General features: G+C 68.6%; 21 protein-coding genes. 9 read left to right on the top strand and 12 right to left on the bottom strand.

Going from position 1 to position 22,647, the window contains the following annotated elements; genetic code table 11:
- Window positions 1–267: 267 nt before the first annotated feature.
- The 4 genes from ABD116_RS20315 to zapE all read right to left on the bottom strand — a co-directional run bounded on the left by ABD116_RS20315 (window position 268) and on the right by zapE (window position 4,005).
- Window positions 268–1,218 carry a type IV toxin-antitoxin system AbiEi family antitoxin domain-containing protein gene (locus ABD116_RS20315; RefSeq protein ID WP_343972239.1) on the bottom strand — a complete coding sequence of 317 codons (951 nt, stop codon included), beginning with the start codon at window positions 1,216–1,218 and terminating at the stop codon, window positions 268–270.
- Window positions 1,219–1,354: 136 nt separating this feature from the next.
- Complete coding sequence (locus tag ABD116_RS20320) at window positions 1,355–2,230, bottom strand: PPK2 family polyphosphate kinase (RefSeq protein ID WP_343972242.1); 876 nt, start codon at window positions 2,228–2,230, stop codon at window positions 1,355–1,357.
- 35 nt (window positions 2,231–2,265) lie between these two features.
- A complete protein-coding gene (locus tag ABD116_RS20325; protein WP_343972245.1) occupies window positions 2,266–2,928 on the bottom strand; it encodes a hypothetical protein in 663 nt (220 codons plus the stop codon).
- 48 nt (window positions 2,929–2,976) lie between these two features.
- Window positions 2,977–4,005, bottom strand: coding sequence for a cell division protein ZapE (gene zapE / locus ABD116_RS20330; protein ID WP_343972248.1), 1,029 nt, complete (start codon window positions 4,003–4,005; stop codon window positions 2,977–2,979).
- A gap of 81 nt (window positions 4,006–4,086) precedes the next feature.
- Here zapE and ABD116_RS20335 point away from each other — a divergent pair, with 81 nt between their 5' ends.
- Together ABD116_RS20335 and ABD116_RS20340 are read left to right on the top strand one after the other, a co-directional pair.
- On the top strand, window positions 4,087–5,064 hold the full coding sequence (locus ABD116_RS20335; RefSeq protein WP_343972250.1) for a zinc-binding dehydrogenase: 978 nt from the start codon (window positions 4,087–4,089) through the stop codon (window positions 5,062–5,064).
- Window positions 5,065–5,097: 33 nt separating this feature from the next.
- Window positions 5,098–5,919 carry a MerR family transcriptional regulator gene (locus ABD116_RS20340; protein WP_343972253.1) on the top strand — a complete coding sequence of 274 codons (822 nt, stop codon included), beginning with the start codon at window positions 5,098–5,100 and terminating at the stop codon, window positions 5,917–5,919.
- Between the two features lie 62 nt (window positions 5,920–5,981).
- On the opposite strand, the gene ABD116_RS20345 is transcribed toward ABD116_RS20340, so the two are convergent.
- Window positions 5,982–9,299 carry a M28 family peptidase gene (locus ABD116_RS20345; RefSeq protein ID WP_343972256.1) on the bottom strand — a complete coding sequence of 1,106 codons (3,318 nt, stop codon included), beginning with the start codon at window positions 9,297–9,299 and terminating at the stop codon, window positions 5,982–5,984.
- A gap of 225 nt (window positions 9,300–9,524) precedes the next feature.
- Here ABD116_RS20345 and ABD116_RS20350 point away from each other — a divergent pair, with 225 nt between their 5' ends.
- From ABD116_RS20350 to ABD116_RS20360, 3 genes are read left to right on the top strand one after another with little or no spacing between them, the layout of a single operon-like run.
- Window positions 9,525–10,499: a LysR family transcriptional regulator gene (locus tag ABD116_RS20350; protein ID WP_343972258.1), complete on the top strand. Its 975-nt coding sequence runs from the start codon at window positions 9,525–9,527 to the stop codon at window positions 10,497–10,499.
- An 18-nt stretch (window positions 10,500–10,517) separates the two neighbouring features.
- Window positions 10,518–10,940, top strand: coding sequence for a hypothetical protein (locus tag ABD116_RS20355; RefSeq protein ID WP_343972261.1), 423 nt, complete (start codon window positions 10,518–10,520; stop codon window positions 10,938–10,940).
- A complete protein-coding gene (locus ABD116_RS20360) occupies window positions 10,937–11,659 on the top strand; it encodes a PIN domain-containing protein (RefSeq protein WP_343972264.1) in 723 nt (240 codons plus the stop codon). Before ABD116_RS20355 ends, ABD116_RS20360 begins: the two co-directional genes overlap by 4 nt.
- 168 nt (window positions 11,660–11,827) lie before the next feature.
- On the opposite strand, the gene ABD116_RS20365 is transcribed toward ABD116_RS20360, so the two are convergent.
- Both ABD116_RS20365 and ABD116_RS20370 read right to left on the bottom strand, forming a co-directional pair.
- Window positions 11,828–12,379, bottom strand: a complete 552-nt coding sequence (locus tag ABD116_RS20365; protein WP_343972267.1) for an FHA domain-containing protein — start codon at window positions 12,377–12,379, stop codon at window positions 11,828–11,830.
- 43 nt (window positions 12,380–12,422) lie between these two features.
- Window positions 12,423–13,496, bottom strand: a complete 1,074-nt coding sequence (locus ABD116_RS20370) for an ATP-dependent DNA ligase (RefSeq protein WP_343972269.1) — start codon at window positions 13,494–13,496, stop codon at window positions 12,423–12,425.
- Window positions 13,497–13,587: 91 nt separating this feature from the next.
- On the opposite strand from ABD116_RS20370, the gene ABD116_RS20375 reads away from it, so the two are divergent.
- Together ABD116_RS20375 and ABD116_RS20380 are read left to right on the top strand one after the other, a co-directional pair.
- On the top strand, window positions 13,588–14,076 hold the full coding sequence (locus ABD116_RS20375) for a hypothetical protein (protein ID WP_343972272.1): 489 nt from the start codon (window positions 13,588–13,590) through the stop codon (window positions 14,074–14,076).
- A 19-nt stretch (window positions 14,077–14,095) separates the two neighbouring features.
- Window positions 14,096–14,323 carry a helix-turn-helix domain-containing protein gene (locus ABD116_RS20380; RefSeq protein ID WP_343972275.1) on the top strand — a complete coding sequence of 76 codons (228 nt, stop codon included), beginning with the start codon at window positions 14,096–14,098 and terminating at the stop codon, window positions 14,321–14,323.
- Here the strand turns inward: ABD116_RS20380 and ABD116_RS20385 are convergent.
- Genes ABD116_RS20385 through ABD116_RS20400 form a run of 4 tightly spaced genes read right to left on the bottom strand, consistent with a single transcriptional unit; the run spans window position 14,313 to window position 18,989 of the window.
- Window positions 14,313–14,489: a hypothetical protein gene (locus ABD116_RS20385; protein WP_343972278.1), complete on the bottom strand. Its 177-nt coding sequence runs from the start codon at window positions 14,487–14,489 to the stop codon at window positions 14,313–14,315. The genes ABD116_RS20380 and ABD116_RS20385 overlap by 11 nt on opposite strands.
- A gap of 55 nt (window positions 14,490–14,544) precedes the next feature.
- The gene (locus ABD116_RS20390; RefSeq protein WP_343972282.1) at window positions 14,545–16,458 is read right to left on the bottom strand and encodes an ABC transporter ATP-binding protein; all 1,914 of its coding nucleotides are present in this window, start codon (window positions 16,456–16,458) and stop codon (window positions 14,545–14,547) included.
- Window positions 16,459–16,516: 58 nt separating this feature from the next.
- Window positions 16,517–17,287: an enoyl-CoA hydratase/isomerase family protein gene (locus tag ABD116_RS20395; protein ID WP_343972285.1), complete on the bottom strand. Its 771-nt coding sequence runs from the start codon at window positions 17,285–17,287 to the stop codon at window positions 16,517–16,519.
- 52 nt (window positions 17,288–17,339) lie between these two features.
- A complete protein-coding gene (locus tag ABD116_RS20400; protein WP_343972287.1) occupies window positions 17,340–18,989 on the bottom strand; it encodes a glutamate--tRNA ligase in 1,650 nt (549 codons plus the stop codon).
- A 23-nt stretch (window positions 18,990–19,012) separates the two neighbouring features.
- Between ABD116_RS20400 and ABD116_RS20405 the strand changes: the two genes are divergently transcribed.
- Window positions 19,013–19,933 (top strand): phosphotransferase family protein, encoded by a 921-nt coding sequence (locus ABD116_RS20405; protein ID WP_343972290.1) that lies wholly within the window; start codon window positions 19,013–19,015, stop codon window positions 19,931–19,933.
- A 36-nt stretch (window positions 19,934–19,969) separates the two neighbouring features.
- Here the strand turns inward: ABD116_RS20405 and abc-f are convergent, their stop codons facing one another.
- Complete coding sequence (gene abc-f / locus ABD116_RS20410; protein WP_343972292.1) at window positions 19,970–21,568, bottom strand: ribosomal protection-like ABC-F family protein; 1,599 nt, start codon at window positions 21,566–21,568, stop codon at window positions 19,970–19,972.
- Between the two features lie 130 nt (window positions 21,569–21,698).
- Between abc-f and ypfJ the strand changes: the two genes are divergently transcribed.
- A complete protein-coding gene (gene ypfJ, locus ABD116_RS20415; protein ID WP_343972295.1) occupies window positions 21,699–22,604 on the top strand; it encodes a KPN_02809 family neutral zinc metallopeptidase in 906 nt (301 codons plus the stop codon).
- The last annotated feature ends 43 nt before the right edge of the window (window positions 22,605–22,647 follow it).

Genomic DNA, 22,647 nt, shown 5'->3' on the forward strand with positions numbered 1-22,647 from the left:
GGCGGCAGGCGGCAGGCGGCAGGCGGCAGGCGGCAGGCGGCACCGCCACGCACGCACAACCCCACCCAGCAAACGCTTCCCCCGGCGCGTCGCGCCCTCCGGCCGCGGTTATGCGTGCGCGGAGCTACGGGTGAAGACCGGGGCGGTGAGGGTCAGACGGCGCGACGGGCGGGAAACCGGGACGGTGACGGTCAGACAGCGCGACGGGCGGAGACCGGGACGGTGACGGTCAAGCGGCGCGACGGGCGGAGACCGGGGCGGTAAGGGTCAGGCGGCGCGGTGGGCGGTGGATGGGGGCGTGGCCGGACGGCGGGTCAGGGTGTTGAGGGACGTGGCGACCCAGGAGTCGTCGAGGATCACGTCTTCCCAGGAGTAGCGCAACAGGGTCCAGCCGCGGATCGCCAGTTCGACGTATCGGCGGCAGTCCTTGCGGAGGGCTTGCCGGGTGCCGTGATGAGCGAAACTGTCGGCCTCCAGCACGATCCGCAGCGCCGGATCGGCCAGATCGACCCGTGCGTAGAAGGACCGGTCCGTGATCCTGTACTGCGGAACGAACCCGGGGAACCCGGCCGCCAGCACCCTTGCCCTGAGCATCGACTCGAGCGCCGACTCCGAACGCCTGTCTGCCGCCGCGGCCACCCGCAGTACGCCGGTCCGCCCCGGCCCCCGAGACGCGCCCGCTGCCTCGGCCAGCGCGCCCGGGTCGACCTTCTTCAACCGCAGGGCCGAGTCCGCGACCGCCAACGCCTCTCCGAAGGGCAGATGCCTGGCGCAGTCGAGCACCGTCTGGAGTGGCGACGTGACGTGGTCGGTCAATGGGGTCCCGGCGGTCAATGGGGTCCCGGCGGTCAGTGGGGTCCCGGCGGTCAGTGGGGTGCGGGCGGTCAGTGGGGTGATGGCGCGGTGGAGCACGCAAGCCAGCTCCGTCTCGCGCGGACGCTGAGTGCGGCTGATCGTCACGTGCGGGACCAAGGGCCGGGTCACCACCTCGAAGCCGTGGTGGATCGCCGCGCTCTGCCGGGACAGTACGCCGCCGTTGGCGATCGCCACGGTCAGGTCGGACGGCTCGCTCGGCAGCGCGTAGACCCCTTTGGCGACGCGACTGATCTCGTCGCGCTCGAGGGCGCGACGGATCGATCGACCTGACGTGAGCGCTGCCAGGTCGGCGTACCGGACCGCCCCGCCGGCGCGTTGGAGGATCTCCAGGACGTCGGCCATGGGACGAGTCTGGCGGATTCGGGGCCTGACTGGTTCGAGTTGTCCACAGGTCCCGCACGCATGCATAACCCCCGGAGCCGGCCCCGAGCGACCGCTCAGCCGCCGGGCGATCAGCCGGTTATGCGTGCATGGGCGGTCATGTCGCAGCTAGGCGAGCCTTCTCGGCTTCGATGTCGAAGTCGGGTTTGGGCCATTCGGGGTTGATGTCCTTCAGGGTTTCCAGGAGGAGGGTGGTGACGGCCCAGTTGCGGTACCACTTGCGGTCGCTGGGGATTACGTACCAGGGGGTGGCGGGGTTGTTGCAGTTCTCGAGGGCTGCTTGGTAGGCCTCGGCGTAGGCGGGCCAGAGTTTGCGTTCCTCGACGTCGCCCGGGTTGTACTTCCAGTACTTCGTCGGGTTGTCGAGGCGCTCGGCCAGGCGGACCTTCTGCTCGTCCTCGGAGATGTGGAGGAAGCACTTGACGACCGTGACGCCGCTCGCGGCCAGCTCGGCCTCGAACTCGTTGATCTGCTCGTAGCGGCGGTTCCAGACCGGCGGGGCGACCAGGTTGCGGACGCGGGCGATCAGCACGTCCTCGTAGTGCGACCGATCGAAGACGCCGATGATGCCGGGGCCGGGCAGCGCCTGGCGGATGCGCCAGAGGAAGCCACGCCGCTTCTCAGCCGGAGTCGGCGCCTTGAACGACGTGATCTTCAGCCCCTGCGGGTCCATCAGCCCCGCGCCGTGCCGGATCACCCCACCCTTGCCGGAGGTGTCCATCCCCTGCAGGACCAGCAGTACCCGACGCTCGCCGCCTGACCGTCCCTCGGCGAACAGCCGTTCCTGCCAGTCGGAGACCTCGGGCCCGATCGCGTCCAGCGCGAGCTTGCCCTCGTCCTTGCTGCCGGTGAACCCGGTCGTCGCCCTCGTGTCCCAGGCGCTCAGATCGACCGGACCCTGCGGTACCCGCAACTGGTCCAGCAGCCTGCCGCCCGCCACGTCATCCGGCTTGGGAGCCTTCTTCTTCGCCATCCGCCCATCCTGCCTCATCAACGGCCGGGAGCGGCTCAAGCAGGCGTACCGACCTTCCGCTGCTGCCGCCGGACCACCTCGGTGACGAGGATGACGACCACCCCGACGGCCAACGCGATCAGGCTCCCGGTCACGCCCCAGCCGAGGCCGGTCAGATCGTCGGCGTCACAGCCCTCGGGCCGCCCGCAGTACTCCGCTTCGTACAACCGCACGCCGACGAAGAAGCCGACGATCACCGCAGCGACGACCCCGGACAGGTACAGGGCTGCCCGCGCCGGCCACTGCAGACCACCGGCCGAGGCAGCTGGGCGTGGCAGCTGGAGGGACAAGGCGAGCAGCAACAGCGCGATCAGCCCGATCGCGACCTCCAGCAGGATCAGCTCGCCCTCATCGGCCATCCAGACGAACCGGAAGCCACCGTTGCTCGCGCTTTGCCAGACCAGTACGAGGTCGAGCAGCACCAGCGCGCCCCCGACCCACCGCCTCGACTGGGTACTGACGAAGGCGACACCAACCCCGCCCGCCGCGACCAACGCGGCCAGGACCCCGAGCGGCAGGATCCACCGATCGCTTCCCGTCCCCGAGTTGTCGTGGAACCGGACGAACCCACCGACGCCGAGCAGGACGATCCCCAGGCCCAGCAGCCCGAGGCCACCCACCACCGGCGAGGGAAGCGATCGCTGCTCTTGTGTAGTCATGTCCTCAGCGAACCACGGCACCGGCCCACGACGCGTGAGTAGGACCACTCAACTCGCCGGAGGCATCCCCACATGCGCCAGCGCGATCAGCCGAGAGAGCGCTCGCAGATACTTCTTCCGGTATCCGCCCTTGAGCATCTCCGGCGTGAACATCCGATCGAGCGGCACTCCCCCGGCCAGCAGCGGGATGTCGCGGTCGTACATCCGGTCCGCGAGCGCAACGAGCCGCAGCGCGACGTTCTCGTCGGTCAACTCACGGATGTCGGTGATACCGACCGTCGTCACCCCGTCGAGCAGCGCGCCGTACTTGCTCGGATGCAACTCCGCCAGCTGCCGATAGAGATCCACGAAGTGATCGCACGAAGCACCCGCGATCGACGCCGCGGTCTCCTCCACCCGGCCATCCGCCCAGGGCTCAGGCGCAACCGGCAATCCACGATGGCGATAGTCCGGACCATCGATCCGCCGTACGTCGAAATGCGCCGCCAGCCCCTGGATCTCGCGGAGAAAGTCCGTCGCCTGGAACCGCCCCTCACCCAGCTTGTCCGGCAACGTGTTCGACGTCGCCGCCAGCTCGACCCCTGCCTCGACCAGCTGCCCGAGCAGCCGCGAGATCAGCACCGTGTCGCCCGGATCGTCCAGCTCGAACTCGTCGATACAGATCAGCCGGTACGCCGAGAGCGCCTCGACCGCCGGCCGCATCCCCAGCGCCCCGACCAGATTCGTCAGCTCCACGAACGTGCAGTACATCTTCGGCCCCGCCGACTCGTGCCACAGCGACGCGAGCAAGTGGGTCTTGCCGACGCCGAACCCGCCGTCCAGATAGAACCCGGGTTTGCCCGCAGAGAGCGCTTTCGCCCCGCGCAGCCGGCTCCACACAGAGCGCTCCCTGCGTGGTTCCGCCAAGGCCAGCCCGCGCTGCCGCAGTACCGCCAAGGCCTCCGACTGGCTCGGCTCGTCCGGGTTGGGGCGGTAGGTGTCGAAGCGGACGCCGGCGAAGCGTGGCGGCGGCACGCACTCGGACAGCAACCGGTCCGGACTCACCTCCGGCCGGCGCTCGCTCAGTCGGATCGGCATGCCCTCACCCTACAAAGAGTTGACCTCAACTGCTCTTGAGGTCATAGCGTCGAAAGCATCGACCCCCAGTGAGGAGAGCTGATGCACGCGGTACGGCTGCACGAGTTCGGTCCCGCCGAGAACCTGACCTACGAGGAAGTACCGGACCCCGAAGCCGAACACGGGCAGGTGCGGATCAAAGTCGAGGCGGCCGGCGTACACCTGATGGACACCGTGCTCCGCGCGGGCAACGCCGGCGGCGGACCGATCGCCCCGCCCGAGCTCCCGACCATCCCCGGCCGCGAGATCGCAGGCCGGGTCGACGCGGTAGGTCCAGGTGTGGCCAAGTCCTGGGTCGGCAAGCGCGTCGTCGTCCACCTCGGCCCGAACCCCGGCGGGTACGCCGACCTGGCGGTGGCCAAGGTGCAGTCCTTGCACGAGATCCCGGACCACCTGGACAGCCCGACGGCGGTCGCCACAATCGGAACCGGGCGCACGGCGGCCGGCATCCTCGAGCAGGCAGCACTCCAGGCCACCGACGTCGTCCTGATCACCGCCGCAGCTGGCGGCATGGGCAGCCTCTTCGTGCAGGCTGCTCGCAACGCCGGGGCTCTGACCGTTGGCCTCGCCGGTGGACCGGAGAAGGTCAAGCAAGTGCAGGACCTCGGCGCCCAGATCGCGATCGACTACACCGCAGACGACTGGCCGGACCAGGTCACCAAGCAACTCGACGGCCGCGAGCTCACCGTAGTACTGGATGGCGTGGCCGGTGAGAACGGGCAGCGGGCCTTCGACTTGCTCGGCATCGGTGGCCGGCTGCTCATGTTCGGCTGGTCCGGCGGCGGCCCGATCCAGCTCACCACGGACGACCTGATGGCCCGCGGCCTCACCGCCACCTGGGCGATCGGCCCCAAGCTCATGCGCAATCTCCGCGCGCTGGAGGCCGAAGCGCTGAAGCAGTCGATCGAGGGCAACTGGACTCCCCTGCTCACGAAGTACCCGCTCGCCAAGGCCGCGGATGCGCACCGGGCGCTGGAGAATCGGGAGACCGTCGGGAAAGTCGTGCTGATCCCCGCTTGACCTTCACACCGTGTCAAGCCTCACCGTTGACCTATGTTCACCATCGGAGACTTCGCCGCCTTCGGGCGGGTGTCGGCGCGGATGCTGCGGCACTACGACGCGATCGGCCTGCTGCGCCCGGCCGGCGTCGACAGCGCCACCGGCTACCGGTACTACACCGCCGACCAGCTGCGCCGGCTGAACCGGATCGTCGCGCTCAAGGAGCTCGGCTTCACCCTCCAGCAGGTCGGCGACATCGTCGACGCCAAGGTCGGTCCCGAGGAGCTGCGCGGCATGCTCCGGCTCCGTCGCGCGCAACTGGCGCAGCGGCTGGCCGAGGACGCGATCCGGCTCGACGCGGTCGAGGCGAGGCTCCGGATCATCGAGAAGGAGGGGCACATGTCCACTGACGACGTCGTCCTCAAGACGATCCCGTCCGTCCGCGTCGCCGAGCTGTCGGCCGTGGCGGCGAGCTACGACGGACCGGACATCACGCCGGTCATCCAGCCGCTGTACGGGCAGATCTGGGAACGCCTGGGGATGGCCGGGGTCGAGCCGGACGGTCCGCCGGTCGCGTACTACGAGAAGACCGACGGCGAGGCCGTCGTCGTCCACGCCGCGGTGACGGTCAAGCCCGATCAGGCCGAAACCGGCGACTTCCAGGTCGTCGACCTGCCAGAGCTGGCGACCGCCGCGACGATCGTCCACCAGGGCTCCATGGACGACGCCGACCAGAGCATGCAGATCCTCGCCCGCTGGATCGACGACGGCGGCTACCGCAGCGTCGGCTACGCCCGCGAGGTCTGCCTGGCCTTCGACCCCGACGACGAGTCCAAATGGGTGCACGAGTTCCAGATCGAGGTCACCAGGCCCTGAAGCAACGCAGAGCGCCCCGGGCCGCCTGGTGGACGGTCCGGGGCGCTTGCCGCGTTGGCTGCTTACCAGATCGTGTAACCGAAGGTGGCGCTACCGCTCGCCCCGCCGCTGTCGGTCGCAGTCACTGTCGCCGTGTAAGAGCCGCGGGTCGTCGGCGTACCTGACACCACTCCGGCCGCGCTGATGGACAAGCCTGCTGGCAGGCCTGTCGCCCGGAAGGTGATCGGCAGGCCGGCGCTCGAGGTGGCCCGGATCTGCAGTGGGAAGGACGACCAGCCGACGAACCCGTACTGGTTGCCCGGGTTCTGCACGGTCACGGTGCCCGTCGAGGACCCCGTCACCGTCAGGCTGTAGGTCGCCTCGTGGCTGACCGCACCCGTACCCTTCACGACCACCTGGTACGTCCCGGCCGGCGTTGTGGCCGACGTCGCCAGGGTGAGCGTGGAGGAGCTGCCCGACGTCACCGTTGACGGCGAGAAGGATGCGGTCGCACCCGACGGCAGACCGCTGGCCGACAGTTGCACCGACTGCGGGTCGCCGCTGCTGGTCGTAGTACCGACCGTCGTCTGCACCGAGCTGCCCGGGGCAACCGACCCCGAGGTGGGGCTCAGTGCGAGCGAGAAGTCGCTGCCGGTCGGCGGGGCATCGCCGACTGCCAGCTTCCACAGCCCGTACGCCGCGGCGTCCGCGCTCCGGTCCAGCACCGTCGAGGAGATGTTCGACGGATACTTGTCACAGGCCGAGTGGTAGCAGGAGTCGTAGGCCTGGTTGGCCGTGCCGCCCCACTTCTGCGCCTGTGCGGTGGTCTTGCGGGCACTGGCGCCGGATGCGACGCCACTGGTCGGGATACCCGCGTTCTTGAAGGATGCGTCGTCGGACCGGCCGACACCTTCGGTGTTCTCCTCCGGCTGCAGGTTCAGGCCGTCGTAGAAGGCCTTCAGCACCTTGCCGGTGTCGGTGGTGATGTTGTTGACGAAGTAGCCGGCGTTGGTCGAGGAGACCATGTCGAAGTTGAAGTACGCCTTGATCTTCGCCTTGTCCGCCGAGGACAGCTGGCCGACGTAGAACTCGGAGCCGTTCAGGCCCTGCTCCTCATCGGTCCACCAGCCGAACCGGACGTGCTTGGCCAGTGCCGGCTTGTCCTTGGCCAGCTGCAGTGCGACCTCGAGGATCGTCGCTGATCCCGAGCCGTTGTCGTTGCTGCCCGGTCCGGCGCTGACGCTGTCGAGGTGCGCGCCGAGCATGACGACCTGGTTGGCGTCACCACCCGGGAAGTCCGCGATCAGGTTGTCCGACGGGTACTGACAGCTCGTGCAGCGTTGCTTGACGACCGTGTAGCCGGCGTCGCGCAGCTTCTGCTCGATGTAGCTGACCGACGCGGTGTGGCCCGCGCTGCCGGCCCGGCGGTTGCCGCCGTTGTTGTCGGCCGCCTGCTGCAGCGCGGCCAGGTGCGCCTTGACCTTCTCGACGTCGATGTCCGGTACGCCGGCGGGCGGGGTGGAACCGCCGACGGTGAGCCGGTACGTCGCGGTCTTGTCGACGTCCGTGCCGTCACCGGTGATCGTCACGTTGTACGCGCCCTCCGGCGTGCTCGACGTGGTGGCGATCGTGAGGCTCGACGAGTTGCCCGACTGGACCGAGCTCGGGTCGAAGGTCGCGGTCGCGCCGCTCGGCAGCCCGGTCGCGGTGAACCGGACGGTCTGGGCCGAGCCGCTGCCGATCACGGTGTTGACCGTGGCGGTCGCGCTCTCCCCCGGCTTGACCGACCCGCTGGCCGGTGAGACCGACAGGGTGAAGTCGTTGCCGCTCGGCGTACAGGTCGCTTCCCCGGACTGGGCGCCGACGGAGACGGCATCCCAAGCGGCCTTTACCTTGGCGTGCAACGCGCAACTGCTGTCCAGGTTCTTGGCAGCGGTGAGCGTGGTCGAACGCCACTTGCCGTAGGACATGTTCGACGTCTTGATCAGCATCGAGTTGTAGAACAGCTTGCCGGCTTCCTGGTGGCCGATGCCGGTCAGCGTGGTGTTGTTGCAGGTGGGGCTGGTCGGCTGGCCGTTGGCCGGGTTGGTGCCCTCGGCAAGCAAGTAGAACCAGTGGTTCATCGGGCCGGCCGACGCGTGGATCTCGCTCGGCAGGCTGGACGAGTTGCAGTCCGGGTGCCCGGAGACCTTCGACGGCTGGTACATGTACCGGATCGGGCCGCTGCCGGTCAGGTTGATCGTCTCGCCGATCTCGTAGTCCGGCTTGTCGTTGGCGTTGTTCAGGTAGAACTCGCTCAACGTGCCCCAGATGTCGGCGACGGCTTCCTGCGACGGGTAGCCGGAGATGCCGCCGGGCGTCATCGCGTCCAGGCCGTGCCCGTACTCGTGGGCGACCACGTCCGTCGCGGTGATCCAGTTGCGGGCGTTGTTGTAGCCGAAGACGACGCCGTCGGAGTTGTACTGCGAACCCCAGTAGGCGTTGACGTCGCCGAGACCGACGAGCGCGTCGGCCCATTTGCCGTTGCCGTCGAGCCCGTTACGGCCGTACCAGTTCTTCAGCATGTCCCACTCGCCGGCGGCGACGTACATGACGTCGGTGCAGCCGGCTTCCTTGTCGGTCTTCGACGTGCTGCCCCACACGTCGTCCGAGCCGGAGTAGGTGCTGCCGGTCGACTGGTCGCCACACCGCAGGTTCGGGCGGGCCGGGTCGGTCATCGAGTACGTCGTACCCGACTTGGTGGTACCGATGGTCAGGTTCGAGCCGTTCCAGATCCCGGTGCCGGTGCCGGCCGCGGTCTGCTCGATCGCCTGCAGGAACTTGCCGGTGCGCGCGTCGACGTACACCTTCTGCCGGCTCAGCTCGCCGTGGTTGCGACCCTGCACGATCGCTTCCCAGGCCAGTACCGGCTTCTTCGTACCGGCGTAGACGACCAGCGCCGGCTCACCAGGAGCCGCCTTGCCGTCGGTGATCGCCTTGAGGGCCGTCTTCTTGGCGGCGGCCCTGGTGACCACCGGGTGCCGGTCGACGCTGATGACGTCCTGCTGAGCCACGGTCAGGCTCTTGGCGTTGCCCAAGGCATCGGTCGCGACCACGAAGTCGCCACCGATCACGGGCAGGTCCTGGTACGTGCGCTGGTAGCTCACGTACTGCAGGCCCCAGGGCGTGCTGATGTCTTGCTGGCGGATGAACTGGTCATTCGGACTCGCCTTGAGTTCGGCGACCCGGCCTTGGACCAGGCGGTCCGCCGTCTTGAGCGCGGCGGCTCGCGGATTCACCGGTGGTGCCGCGTCCTGCTGAGCAGATGCCGACGGCATCCTCATGGCGATCACCGCGGTGGCGGCTGCTGCCAGGCTCAGGACGCAACCGGCTGCGACGACGCGCAGGGCTGTGCTCTTCACTGGGACACTTCCTCACTGAGGGGGCGGGAGCCCCCGCCACGGGCCGGGGGGCTGCAATCCACGGCCGGCCGATGGCGGGGGCGAGGATGCCTGATGACGCACGTGGGCGTGCGCGCCGCAAGAGTTCCGTGGGCAGGTGGATGAACTCCCGGCTTCCTCTGTTGGAAGAGATTGACACCTGCGAGTTATGGCTGTCTTATCCCAGCAGGGCATAACCTCACCGCTATGGAGTTGGAGCTACGCCATCTGCGGGTCGTCTGCCGCCTCGCGGACACCGGCAGCGTCTCGAAGGCCGCGGCCGCCCTGGGCGTCTCGCAGCCGTCTTTGACCGCGCAGCTGCACAGAATCGAGGACGCGATCGGCGGCGTCCTGTTCGAACGCGGCCCGTACGGCGTGGTCGCGACGCCCCTCGGCAAGCACGTGCTCGGCCGCGCCCGGGCGATGCTCGCCGACATGGACGAGCTCGTCGGCAGCAGTCGACGTTATACGGCTACGTCCTCCGTACTACGCCTCGGCGCGGTCCGGACCGTGATGTTCGGGGCCTGGCTGTCGCGACTCGAACAGCTCCTGCCGGGGCGCCAGATCGCGGCGCAGGTGGATCCGTCGTGCGCAGTACTGACTGATCTGCTGGCTGCCGACGTGGTCGACGTGGTGATGCTCGGGCGGTGTGACGATGCGTATGCGCCACCGTGTCCGCCGGGGATCCGCGAACAGACGATGGTCTGGCCCGAGCCCTTCGCGGTCGCGTTGCCCGCCGACCACCGGCTCGCGGGCAAGGACACGATCGACTTGGTGGACCTCGCCGAGGAGATCTGGATCTGCCCGCCGGCGGGCAAGGAGGACGGCGATCTCGCGTACCTGCGCAGCATCTGCGAGTCGGCCGGGTTCACGCCCGAGTTCCGCTACGCCAACCTCGACACGTCCGAGATCGAGCAGCTGATCGGGGCCGGGCGAGGTATCAGCCTGTGCGCGCCGACGGTGCGCGAGATCCCGAACACGATCGTGCTGCCGATCACCGGGGCGCCGCTGCTGTGGCGCCGGGCTCTTCGCTGGCGCGCCGACAGCACACCGCAGACGGACGTCGATCTCATCCATCGCGCGTTCACCGACGTCTACCGCCAGACCATCGCCACCCATGCCGCCACCCGGCCCTGGTGGTCCCTCAACCCAGGGGCACATCCGACCGTGCTCAACCCATGAGCACCTAGAATTCGGTGCATGGACGTCACGCCTACCCGCCCCAAGGTCTTTTTGCTCGATGAGCAGGATCGCAATTTGGTTGCCAACGGCCCCGCCCTGACGGATCCGTCCGGCGCGCGGCACGACATCCCGCCGAAGGTCTACGAGGCGATGGCGTACGTCGAGGCCGCGCTGCGCGAGGGGTACGCCGTCCAGATCACGCCGCTGCGCCAGGAGCTGCCGATCGACGAGGCGGCCGACGCGGCGCTGATGCCGCGCAAGGAGCTCCGGCTGCTGGCCAGCCAGGGTGAGATCCCCTTCCGGTCGTCCGACTACGTCGACTGGGTGAAGCTGTCCGACGTACTGGCCCTGAGCGCCCGGCTCGACGCCGCGCGGGAGGAGATGCTCCAGTCGTTCGCCGAGGAAGAGTCGTGGGACGACCCGCAGGACGGTGACCGATGACGAATCCCCGGAGCGCGTTCCTCGACGCGAACGTCCTGCGCGGTCAGCTCACCACCGACATCATGATGAGCCTCGCCGCTGAGCGTCTGTACCAGCCGCAGTGGTCGCAGGACGTGCTGAACGAAGCCGGGCGCAACCGGCCGCCGGGAGTCAGCGAAGAGCAGGTCAACAAGCGGTTCGCGCAGATGAACAAGGTGTTCCCGGCCGCGATGACAACCGGGTACGAGGGACTCGCGCCGCAGATGCAGGCGGACGAGAAGGACAAGCACGTGCTGGCCGCGGCCGTTCAGGGTGAGGCGGACGTGCTGGTCACCGAGAACACCAAGGACTTCGACCCGCCGGCGACCGGGCCGCACGCGATGAAGGTCGAGCGGACGTCCGAGTTCCTGAACCAGCTCGCCGACGATCACCCGCGGGAGGTGGTCGGCGCGATGCAGAAGATGGTCGACCGCAACCGGCGGGCGCCGCAGACGATGCCCGAGCTGATCGACAAGATGGCGACCCAGCAGGACCTGAAGGGGTTCGCGCACAAGCTCAACTCGATGGTCCCGCCGGAGCAGCAGGGCTCACACCCGAATCTGCAGGTCTCGAAGGCGTCCCAGGCAGCCCTCCAGGGCACAGCCCCGGCCAGCCAGGCGGTGAGCACGCCAAGTGCTGCCCCCGAGGCCCGCAAGGCCGGCACCGACGGCCCAGAGAAGTCCACCGGCCAGGAGCGCTGACCCGGTCGGCCCGGCGTAGCCAAGCGGCAGCGCTGGCTCCGGCCGACAGGTGGTCGCTGCCGAGCGGCAGAGCTGGGTCCGGCCGACGGGTGGTCGGTGCCGAGCGGCAGCGCTGGTCCGGGCGACGGGTGTCGCTCTTGGGCCTGCGCTAGCCCGGTCCCACGAGCGTTAGCTCTGGTCGGTCCAGGTCAGGCGGTAGGTGACTGCGCCGAAGCGGATGTGGTCGCCCGGGCGGACGCGGACCGGGGTGGTGATGCGCAGGCCGTTGAGGTGGGTGCCGTTCATCGAGCCGAGGTCGCGGAGCAGCCAGCCGTCGTCGACGTGGCGGAGCTCGGCGTGGAAGCGGGAGACGGACAGGTCGGTCTCCCGGAGCGTGGCGCCGGGGCCGCGGCCGATGCGGACCGTGGGTGAGTCCGGCGACGGCAGGGCCAGACCTTGCGGGCGGACGTACGGCGTCGTGGTGCGCGGGGTGATCGTGAGGCGCGGAATGCGGGCGAGCAGCCGGTTGAGCAGCTGGACGACGCGTGGCTCGGTGCCGGGGAGGTCGTGCGTCGCGTTGGCGAGCTCGCGGCGGCTCTGCGCGCGGAGTACGAAGTTCATCCGGCGGATGAAGGTGTCGTGCGAGAGCCGACCCGAGCCGGCTCCGTCACGCAGGATCGCGAGCGCCCGATCACGCTCGGCGTCCGAGGGACGCGCCAGCTCGATCCGATCCGCCGTCATGCCTGGATTGTCCGTGCCTCCGGGTTCACCTGTCCAGCGTGCCTCAAGGGCGCGCGGTCAGCACGTCGGCCAGGTCGAACTTGATCGGCTCCTCCAGCTGCTCGTAGGTGCACGACTCCGGCGTCCGGTCCTCCCGCCAGCGCACGAACTGGGCCGTGTGCCGGAAGCGGACCCCCTCCATGTGGTCGTACTTCACCTCGACCACCCGCTCGGGCCGCAACGGCACGAAGCTGAGGTCCTTGCCCGCCTGCCACCGGCTGCCCTCCGCGTTGCGCGGCGTCCGGTTGCCCTCCTCCTGCTTCGCCCATGCCCACGGGTGGTCGTCGAAGTCGGTGACGAGCTCCTGCATCTCCACGAACAGCTCCTCACGACGAGCCATCGGGAACGCGCCGATCACGCCCACGCTGGCGAGCACGCCGTCGGCGTTGTACAGCCCGAGCAGCAGCGACCCGATCCGGTTCTCGCCGCTCTTGTGCACCCGGTACCCCGCGACGACACAGTCCGCGGTCCGCTCGTGCTTGATCTTGAACATCGTCCGCTTGTCCGGCTCGTACAGGCCGTCGAGCGGCTTCGCGATCACCCCGTCCAGCCCGGCCCCCTCGAACTGGTGGAACCACTCCGTCGCGGTCGCCTTGTCGGTCGTCGTCCGGGTCAGGTGGATCGGCGCCGCGGCCTTGGCCAACGCCTGCTCCAGGGCCTCCCGCCGCTCGGCGAACGGCCGGTCGGTGTAGTCGGTGTCACCGAGTGCGAGCAGGTCGAACGCGACGAACCGGGCCGGCGTCGTCTCCGACAGCATCTTGACCCGGGAGGCGGCCGGATGGATCCGCTGCTGCAGTACTTCGAAGTCGAGCCGGTCCCCCGACGCGCCGACCACGACGATCTCGCCGTCGATCACGCAACGCTCCGGCAGGTTCGCCTTGATCGCCTCGACCAGCTCCGGGAAGTACCGGGTCATCGGCTTCTCGTTGCGGCTGCCGATCTCCACCTCGTCGCCGTCGCGGAAGATGATGGAGCGGAAGCCGTCCCATTTCGGCTCGAAGCTGACGTTCCCGTCCGGGATCTGCTTGATCGGCTTCGCCAGCATCGGCGGGACCGGCGGCATCACGGGTAGCTTCATGGCGGCCATTCTGCCCCCATTTGCGGCCACCGAGGCCGAAGCGGGGGCATGATGGAGGCAATACCGACTGGTACGAACCGGAGGTACCGAGATGTACGACGTCGTACTGCTGGTCGAGCAGGAACTGACCGAGCCTGATGCCCAGCGGGTGGTCGAGCTGCACCAGGACATGCCGGAGCCGGTCAAGTACCACGTGCTCGTGCCGTGCCACAACGCCGAGGCCGGCGTCGAGGCGTCGATCAGCGCGCTCGGGACGGCGGATCTCTACGGGCCGGGACTCACCGAGCAGCGCGCGGACCTCGCCGAGGCACAGAAGGCGATCGACAGCGAGGCGACCGACTGCACCGGGCGCAGCATCCAGCGGCTCCGCGATCTCGGTCAGCAGGCCGAGGGCGGGATCTCGCACGACCGGCCGATCGACGCGCTGACGGCGACGGTGGACAAGGTCGGTGGGCGCGAGGTCATCATCCTCACCCGGCCGCACATCGTGGCGGAGTTCTTCCACCTCGACTGGACCAATTCGGCCCGCCGGCATCTCGGCGTACCGGTTCTTCATCTGCTGGAACAAGACGAAAAGTAGTCAGCCTCGTTAGACAGGTGTGAGTCCAACCCTCTACACGACGGACGAGGTCGCGGAGCTGCTGCGGATCTCGGTGTACGCCGTCTACAAGCACGTCGCGGCCGGGACCGTGAGCCCGCTGCGCACGCCAGGGCCGCTGCCTGCCGAGCTGCGCTTCACCAGTGACGACGTGGTGCGCATGCTGCTGGCGATGAGGCCGGCCGTCGCGGCGCCGGTGCGGCGCCATCTTGCGCTGGTCAGTGGATGAGCAGAGCGGCGTAGGTGCAGCCGGCCGCCAGCGCGGCGAAGACCAGGGAGAGCGTGGCCCGGAGGCTGTGCTCGCCGACCTTGCCGTAGTGGCGGCCGTCCTCGGAGTGGTACGCGAGTTTGTAGCCGGTGTAGCCGGCCCCTAGGACGAGCGCGAACTTGATCATCCGGCGGACTCCCCTCACGACCTCACGTCAGGACAAACGCTACCTGGTCAGGTGGTTACACGCCCGCGGCTGAGCCGGATTCGGCGAACTGGGTGCGGTAGAGGTCGGCGTACTCGCCGTCGAGGGCGAGGAGTTCCTCGTGCGTGCCCCGCTCGACGATGTTGCCGTGGTCAACCACCAGGATCTGGTCGGCGTTCCGGACCGTCGACAGGCGGTGGGCGATGACGAGCGAGGTCCGGCCCTCGAGTGCGGTATCGAGTGCCTTCTGCACTGCGACCTCGGACTCGGAGTCCAGGTGGGCAGTCGCTTCGTCCAGTACGACGATGTGCGGTGCCTTCAGCAGGAGCCGGGCGATCGCGAGGCGCTGCCGCTCGCCGCCGGACAGCCGGTGGCCACGGTCGCCGACGACTGTGTCCAGGCCGTCTGGGAGGTTCTTCACCAAGTCCCATACTTGCGCCGAGCGCAACGCGTTGGCCATCTCGTCGTCGGTGGCGTCCGGTTTGGCGTAGGCGAGGTTGGCGCGGATCGTGTCGTGGAACATGTGGGCGTCCTGCGTCACGTACCCGATCGCGTCGTGCAGCGACTCCAGGGTGACCTCGCGGACGTCTTCGCCGCCGATTTTGACCGCGCCTCCCGTCACGTCGTACAGGCGGGCGACCAGGTTGGTGATCGTTGTCTTGCCGGCTCCGGACGGGCCGACCAGGGCGATCATCTGGCCCGGCTCGACGGTGAAGCTGATGTCTTCGAGGACCTGCGCGTTCACCCGCTTGTCGAGGACGGCCACGGACTCGAGGCTGGCCAGTGAGACCTCGTCGGCGGTCGGGTAGCCGAAGGTGACTTTGTCGAAGGTGACCGAGGCCGCGCCGGGCGGCAGCGGTCTGGCGTCCGGGGCGTTCTTGATCATCGGCTCGAGATCGAGGACCTCGAAGACCCGCTCGAAGGACACCAGCGCGGTCATCACGTCGACGCGGACGTTGGAGAGCGCGGTCAGCGGGCCGTAGAGCCGGCCGAGCAACGCGACCAGTGCGAGCAGGGTGCCGACGGTCAGGGTCTGGCGGACTGCGAGGTTGCCGCCGACGCCGTACACGAGAGCTGTCGCCAGCGCCGCGACCAGGGTCAGGGCCGTGAAGAAGACCCGCCCGAGCATGGCGATGCGGATGCCGAGGTCGCGGACCCGGCCCGACTTCTCGCCGAACTGGGCGTTCTCGATTTCGGGCTTGCCGAACAGGGTCACCAGGAGTGCGCCGCCGACGGAGAAGCGCTCGGTCATCGCGGTCGACATCTCGGCGTTCAGGGTCATCTGCTCGCGGGTCATCGCGGCCAGGCGGCGGCCGAGGTACCGGGCTGGGAGGAGGAAGACGGGGAGGAGCAGGATCGCGACGACGGTCAGTTGCCAGCTCAGGAGGAGCATCGCGCCGACGACGAGGATCAGGCTGATGACGTTCGAGACGACACCGGACAGGGTTGAGGTGAAGGCCTGCTGGGCGCCGATGACGTCGTTGTTGAGGCGGGAGACCAGGGCGCCGGTCTGCGTCCTGGTGAAGAACGCGACCGGCATCTTTTGGACGTGCGCGAAGACCTGCGTCCTGAGGTCGTAGATCAGGCCTTCGCCGATGCGTGCCGAGAACCAGCGCTGCATGAGGCCGAGTGCGGCGTCGAAGAGCGCGAGGAGCGCGACGATCAGGGCGAGGGCGGTCACCAGGCCGCCGTTGCCCTTGGTGATGCCGTCGTCCACGATCTTCTTGAACAGCAGCGGCGAGGCGATCACCAGGAACGCCGAGATGATCACCAGCGCCAGGAACGCGGTGATGTGCCACTTGAACGGCTTGGCGAACCGCAGGATGCGCCGCAGCGTGCCCTTGGCCAGCTTCTGATCGACCACCGACGCGTCCTGGCGCCGCCACATCATGGCGCTGCCACCGCCGCCCATTCGCATCCCTGAGGACATCCGGTCCCTCCCCACAGTCATCTCGTCAACGTTGACAACACCTGACGCCAGCTGTTGCTTCCCTGCCCGGCCGTTTCGCTCAGCCGAAGGCGGCGATCAGCTCGGCCAGGCGCCGCGCCTGGGCCTCGCGCTCTGCCTTCAGCTGCTCCTCGTACGTACGGTCCGCAGCGCCCAGCAGCAGCGCCTTCGTCTCCCGCACTGCACCGACCAGCGGCGACAACACGGCCTCCGACAGGTCCTTGACCGTCGCCGCCAGCTCTTCAGCCGGTACGACGATGTTGGCCAGCCCGATCTCCTTGGCCTCGGCCGCCTCGACCCAGCGCGACGTCACGCAGATCTCCAGGGCTCGCGAGTACCCGACCAGTTGCACCAGCGGTTGCGTCCCGCCCAGGTCAGGTACCAGCCCGAGCGCCGGCTCCCGCATGCTGAACTTCGCGTCCGGCGTCACCACCCGCAGATCGCAAGCCAACGCCAGCTGGAACCCGGCGCCGACCGCATGCCCCTGCACCGCCGCGATACTCACGATCTCCGGCTTCCTCAGCCACGAGAACCCACCCTGAAAATGCGAAATCAACTCCTGCAACTCGTCAGCAGGCCTCTTCCCCAGCGTGAGCAACGGCTCCTGCCCGTCGACCGGCTCCCCCATCATCAAATTGCGATCCAGTCCTGCCGAGAACGACTGCCCCTCCCCCGACACCACAACAACCCGAACCTCGTCAGGCAGGCTCGCCCCGAAGTCCGACAAGGCGGCCCACATCGCCGGAGTCTGCGCATTCCGCACCTCCGGCCGATCCAGCACCACCCGGGCCACAGCCCCCTCAACCGACAACCGCAATCCAAGTTCACCCATGCCAGGAACATACGTCACCACCACCCCACAGTCCGTGAGGCGTTCGTCGCACTCAGGCGGTCTTGGCCAGCAGCGCTTGGAGGCGGCGGAGGGTTTCGGGGGCGCCTAGGGCTTGGGTGGTGGCGTGTAGGTCGGGGCTGCGGGTGGAACCGGTGATGGCTACCCGGACCAACTGGGAGGCTTCGCGGATCGAGCCGGGGTAGGCATCGGGGTTCTTCTTGTATTCCTTGGCGTTGGGGGCGAAGCCCTGCTTTACGGCCAGGTCCCGGATCTGGGCGAACCAGGCTTGGGGGTCGTCGAGGTGCTCGTAGCCGGCGATCAGCTCGGAGGCGAAGGAGGTGATGACGTCTGGCGCGACGTTCAGGGCGGCCAGGCGTTCGTCGGTGGGGCCGGTTAGTGGGGTGAAGAGCTCGGGAAAGAAGAAGCCGTACTCGGGGCGGAAGGTCGACCACTTGCGGAGGTCTTTACGAGGGTTCTCGACGCCGTCCCGCTCGACAGCGAGGGCTCGGAGGGCCAGCTCGGGCTCGTTGTCGAGGACGGTGACCAGCTCGGGGTCGTACGTCGTCGCCCACACCCGCACGGCGTCCAAGATCTGCTGGCCGGTCAGCGTTGCGATGTGGTTGGCGCTGATGTCCTCGAGCTTGACCAGGTCGACGAGCGGGCCGGCGACGCCGCACTGGTCGAGGTGGATCGGGGCCGCCAGCGCCTCAGGCAGTGGGAGCTCGGCCAGTCGGCCGTTCGCGAGGCCGCGGAGGTAGTAAAGGACCGCCTCGGCCGGGAAGCCCTCGGCGATGTAGAAGTCGACGCCGGCCTCGGGGTCTTTGCGCTTGGAGAGCTTTCGTTTGCCGCCGGGGATCTGCTTCATCAGCGGCGCGATGTGCGCGTACTCGATCGGCTCGAATTCCAGCGCCGCGAACAGCTGCTGGTGCAGCGGTACCGACGAGATCCACTCGTCGCCGCGGATCACCAGGTTCACCCGCATCAGGTGATCGTCGACGGCGTGCGCGAAGTGGTACGTCGGGAGCCGCGGCGACTGGTCCGACGACTTGAGGATGACCGCGTCGTTCCGGTTGGCCTCGTGCTCGAGCCGGCCGCGGATCGCGTCCACGAACGACGCCCGCTGCCCGTCGGCACCGTCGGGAGCGCGGAAGCGGACGACGTACGCCGCGCCTTCGGCGAGCTTGGCCTCGACATCGGCCGCCGGTGCGTCGCGCCAGATCGCCCACTTGCCGTAGTACCCGCTCGGAACCTTGGCCGCCTGCTGACGCTGGGTCGTCTCGGCGAGCTCCTCCTTCGTGGCGAAGCACAGATACGCCTTGCCCTGCCGGAGCAGCTCCCGGACGAAGCTCAGGTAGATCTGCTCGCGCTGCGACTGCAGGTACGGACCATAGGAACCGTGGTTCGCGTCCTCGTCGGAGTCGATGCCGAAGTACGCGAACCCGCGCGCGAACTGCTCGAGCGCGCCCTCCACCTCCCGCGACTGGTCGGTGTCCTCGACGCGGACCAGATACACCCCGCCGGTGTTCGTCGCGATATCGCGGTCGATCATCCCGACGTAGATGCCGCCGATGTGAATGAATCCGGTCGGCGACGGCCCGAGCCGCGTGACCTTCGCCCCGTCCGGCAACTCGCGCTGCGGGAACTGCTCCTCCCAGTAGGCCGGTTCCGGCAGGTCAGCGGGAAAAAGAGCGTCGACGTTCATGCGCGCAAGCCTAGAGTGCGTGGGTGGACCTTTCGTCTCTCGGTACGCCGATCAGGCCGATGACCCGTGTGCACGGCGGATTCGCCAACCGGATGTACCGGCTCGACACCGACCAGGGATCGTTCGCGGTGAAGGAACTGAACGTCGCCGACCGCCGCTGGACCTACCGCGTCGAGGACGTCTTCAGGCTGGAGCGCGCAGCCTTCGCCGCCGGCATCCCGATGCCGGAACCGATCTCGGCCGACCACCAAACCCTGGTCCACCGCTGGGTCGACGGCGAGAAGGTGCCTGAAGCACCGGTGTCGGAGGCATACGCCTTCGAGGTCGGCGAGATCCTCGCCCGTATCCACGCGTTGGACGTCGAGTGGACCGCTTCAACCGAGGAACCCACGCCCCAGGACTGGCCCGTACTCGCCCAGCGCGCGGCGGAAACCGACCAGCCGTGGGCCGACGAACTCGCCTGCCAGGTCGACACCTTCCTGGCAATCGCCCACTTCGTCGACACCTGCGAACGGCCCGGCCCCGTCGTCCTGACCCACAAAGACATCCAGCCCTGGAACCTCCTCGCCCGAGACGGCCGCCCGGTAGTACTCGACTGGGAGCTCTCCGGCCTACTGGACCTCTCCGGCGAACTAGGCTCCACCGCCCTCAGCATCGCCAAGGGCCCCGGCCTGGACACCATCGACCGCACGGTCTTCCGCGCAGTCCTCAACGGCTACACCAACGCCGGCGGCACACTCCCCCCACCCGGCCCCAGCTGGTTCGCCTACCTGATCAGCGGCTGGCTAGGCCACACCAGATGGAACATCCTCCGAGCCCTAGCCGGCACCGAAGCAACCACAGGCCCCGACCTCGCCCTCTCACATGAGTCCGCACGTGCCGGCATCCAAGGCCTCCCCGACCTGTACGCCCGCCTCCCAGCCCTCCAGACACTGCTCGCCTGACAGCTGCCCACCCCGACCACGCGGTCGTGTGTGGGGTCAGGCGAGGGAGACCAGGTCTGCGTAGTCGTTGGTCCAGAGGTCTTCTACGCCGTCTGGGAGGAGTAGGACGCGCTCGGGCTCCAGGGCTTCTACCGCGCCTTCGTCGTGGGTCACCAGGACGATGGCGCCCTGGTAGGCGCGGATGGCGTTGAGGACCTCGGTGCGGGATGCGGGGTCCAGGTTGTTGGTGGGCTCGTCGAGAAGGAGCACGTTGGCGGCGGAGACAACGAGCGTGGCCAACGCCAGGCGGGTCTTTTCGCCACCGGAGAGGACGTTGACGGGCTTGTCGGCGTCGTCGCCGCTGAACAGGAAGGAGCCGAGGACCGAGCGGGCCTGGGTTTCGTTCAGGTCGGGGGCCGCGGACTTCATGTTCTCGATGACCGTGCGGTTGACGTCCAGGGTTTCGTGTTCCTGGGCGTAGTACCCGAGCTTGAGGCCGTGGCCGTCGATGACCTCGCCGGTGTCCATCTTCTCGATGCCGGACAGCACCCGGAGCAGGGTCGTCTTGCCGGCGCCGTTGAGGCCCAGTACGACGACGCGCGAGCCGCGGTCGATGGCGAGGTCGACGTCGGTGAAGATCTCCAGCGAGCCGTACGACTTCGACAGCTCCTTGGCCATCAGCGGGGTCTTGCCGCAGGCGGCCGGCGTCGGGAAGGAGATCTTCGCGACGCGGTCCGACTGGCGCTCGTCCTCGAGCCCGGCCATCAGCTTCTCGGCCCGCTTGAGCATCTGCTGCGCGGCGGTCGCCTTGGTCGCCTTGGCGCGCATCTTGTTCGCCTGGGCGATCAGCTGCGACGCCTGCTTCTCGGCGTTGCCGCGCTCGCGCTTGCGGCGGCGCTCGTCGGTCTCGCGCTGCAGCAGGTACGCCTTCCAGCCGACGTTGTAGATGTCGATCTCGGCCCGGTTCGCGTCCAGGTGGAAGACCCGGGTGACGGTCTCCTCGAGCAGGTTCACGTCGTGGCTGATCATGATCACGCCACCGGGGTAGTTCTTCAGGAAGTCACGCAGCCAGACGACGGAGTCGGCGTCCAGGTGGTTGGTCGGCTCGTCGAGCAGCAGCGTCTCGGCCTGGGCGAACAGGATCCGGGCCAGCTCGACCCGGCGCCGCTGACCGCCGGACAGCGTTCCCAGTGGTTGCCCCAGCACCCGATCCGGCAGGCCGAGGTTGGCCGCGATACGGGCCGCTTCGGACTCCGCGGCGTACCCGCCGGCGGCGTGCAGGTCGGCTTCGGCGCGCTCGTACCGCCGCATGCCCTTCTCGCGGGTCTTGTCGTCGGCGCTGGCCATCGACTTCTCGGCGTTGCGCATCCGCCGGACCACCTCGTCCAGCCCGCGTGCGGCCAGGATCCGGTCCCGGGCCAGCATCTCGAGGTCGCCGGTGCGCGGGTCCTGCGGCAGGTAGCCGATCTCGCCCGAGGACGTCGCCGAGCCGGACGCGGGCAGGCTCTCGCCGGCCAGGATCTTGGTCAGCGTGGTCTTACCGGCGCCGTTCCGCCCCACCAGCCCGACCTTGTCGCCTGGGCCGACGCGGAAAGAGGCAGGCGAAAGCAGTTGCCTGGCCCCGACGCGTACCTCGAGGTTGGTGGCAGTGATCATGGCGGCGCAGGTGTCCTCAGGTCGGAATGAACGGGCTCGGTCGGGCGGGCGGCAGCGGCGAGATGCGGGCAGCGCCGCGCGCCGCGTCACAAGGCAGCCTCTTGCGGCGACGAGGTCTAGTGTATGTGCTGTGAAATTCAACCCTGACGCCGACTTGGACACCAGCGGCGTCGAAGACACCCGAGGCAGTGGCGGTGGAGGCGGCGGGCTGCTTCCGGGCGGGATGGGAATCCCGGTCGGCGGCGGGATCGGCGGCGTCATCCTGCTGGTCGTCATCCTGCTCCTGAACGGCACCCTCGGCGGCGGAGGCGGCAGCGACCAGCCCGCGGCCAGGAACACGGCGGCAGGCAATCTGGGCTCCTGCAAGACCGGCAAGGACATCAGCCAGAATCCGGACTGCGCCTTCGTCGCGTACCAGAACTCGATCGAGGGCTTCTGGGCCGCAGAGCTCCCCCGCCGCGGCAAGAAGTACACCAAGGCGCCGATGCGGGTCTTCAGCAACTCGGTCAACACCGGCTGCGGGCCGGCGACGGCGGCCGTCGGGCCGTTCTACTGCCCACCGGACAAGAGCGTGTACCTGGAGCTGGGCTTCTTCAAGACGCTGGAGACCGACCTGGGCGCGAAGGGCGGCCCGTTCGCCGAGGCGTACGTCGTGGCCCACGAGTACGGCCACCACGTCCAGGACCTGTACGGCATCCTCGACCGGATCAAGTCCCGCGAGGGCGCCAACTCCGACTCGGTCCGGTCCGAGCTCCAGGCCGACTGCCTGGCCGGTATCTGGACCAACCACGCGACGACGGTCCCGACCAAGAGCGGCAAGCCGTTGATCACCGAGCTGTCCCAGGACGACATCGAGCGCGGCCTCGACGCCGCCGCCTCGGTCGGCGACGACCGCATCCAGGAGAAGACGCAGGGCCAGGCCAACCCCGAGTCCTTCACCCACGGCACCGCGGCGCAGCGGATGAAGTGGTTCCAGATCGGTATGGATTCCGGCGACATGACCCGCTGCGACACCTGGTCGGCCGACCCGCTCTGACCCCGCGACAGCAAACCGCCCCCGGGAGAGTTCCTCCCGGGGG

This window comes from Kribbella koreensis (assembly GCF_039525325.1).
In the GTDB taxonomy this organism is placed as follows: Bacteria; Actinomycetota; Actinomycetes; order Propionibacteriales; family Kribbellaceae; genus Kribbella; species Kribbella koreensis.

Coding starts and splice junctions, on each gene's coding strand:
- ABD116_RS20315 (WP_343972239.1), bottom strand. CDS start 1,218: ATGGCCGACGTCCTGGAGATCCTCCAACGCGCCGGCGGGGCGGTCCGG.
- ABD116_RS20320 (WP_343972242.1), bottom strand. CDS start 2,230: ATGGCGAAGAAGAAGGCTCCCAAGCCGGATGACGTGGCGGGCGGCAGG.
- ABD116_RS20325 (WP_343972245.1), bottom strand. CDS start 2,928: ATGACTACACAAGAGCAGCGATCGCTTCCCTCGCCGGTGGTGGGTGGC.
- zapE (WP_343972248.1), bottom strand. CDS start 4,005: ATGCCGATCCGACTGAGCGAGCGCCGGCCGGAGGTGAGTCCGGACCGG.
- ABD116_RS20335 (WP_343972250.1), top strand. CDS start 4,087: ATGCACGCGGTACGGCTGCACGAGTTCGGTCCCGCCGAGAACCTGACC.
- ABD116_RS20340 (WP_343972253.1), top strand. CDS start 5,098: ATGTTCACCATCGGAGACTTCGCCGCCTTCGGGCGGGTGTCGGCGCGG.
- ABD116_RS20350 (WP_343972258.1), top strand. CDS start 9,525: ATGGAGTTGGAGCTACGCCATCTGCGGGTCGTCTGCCGCCTCGCGGAC.
- ABD116_RS20355 (WP_343972261.1), top strand. CDS start 10,518: ATGGACGTCACGCCTACCCGCCCCAAGGTCTTTTTGCTCGATGAGCAG.
- ABD116_RS20360 (WP_343972264.1), top strand. CDS start 10,937: ATGACGAATCCCCGGAGCGCGTTCCTCGACGCGAACGTCCTGCGCGGT.
- ABD116_RS20365 (WP_343972267.1), bottom strand. CDS start 12,379: ATGACGGCGGATCGGATCGAGCTGGCGCGTCCCTCGGACGCCGAGCGT.
- ABD116_RS20370 (WP_343972269.1), bottom strand. CDS start 13,496: ATGAAGCTACCCGTGATGCCGCCGGTCCCGCCGATGCTGGCGAAGCCG.
- ABD116_RS20375 (WP_343972272.1), top strand. CDS start 13,588: ATGTACGACGTCGTACTGCTGGTCGAGCAGGAACTGACCGAGCCTGAT.
- ABD116_RS20385 (WP_343972278.1), bottom strand. CDS start 14,489: ATGATCAAGTTCGCGCTCGTCCTAGGGGCCGGCTACACCGGCTACAAA.
- ABD116_RS20390 (WP_343972282.1), bottom strand. CDS start 16,458: ATGACTGTGGGGAGGGACCGGATGTCCTCAGGGATGCGAATGGGCGGC.
- ABD116_RS20395 (WP_343972285.1), bottom strand. CDS start 17,287: ATGGGTGAACTTGGATTGCGGTTGTCGGTTGAGGGGGCTGTGGCCCGG.
- ABD116_RS20400 (WP_343972287.1), bottom strand. CDS start 18,989: ATGAACGTCGACGCTCTTTTTCCCGCTGACCTGCCGGAACCGGCCTAC.
- abc-f (WP_343972292.1), bottom strand. CDS start 21,568: ATGATCACTGCCACCAACCTCGAGGTACGCGTCGGGGCCAGGCAACTG.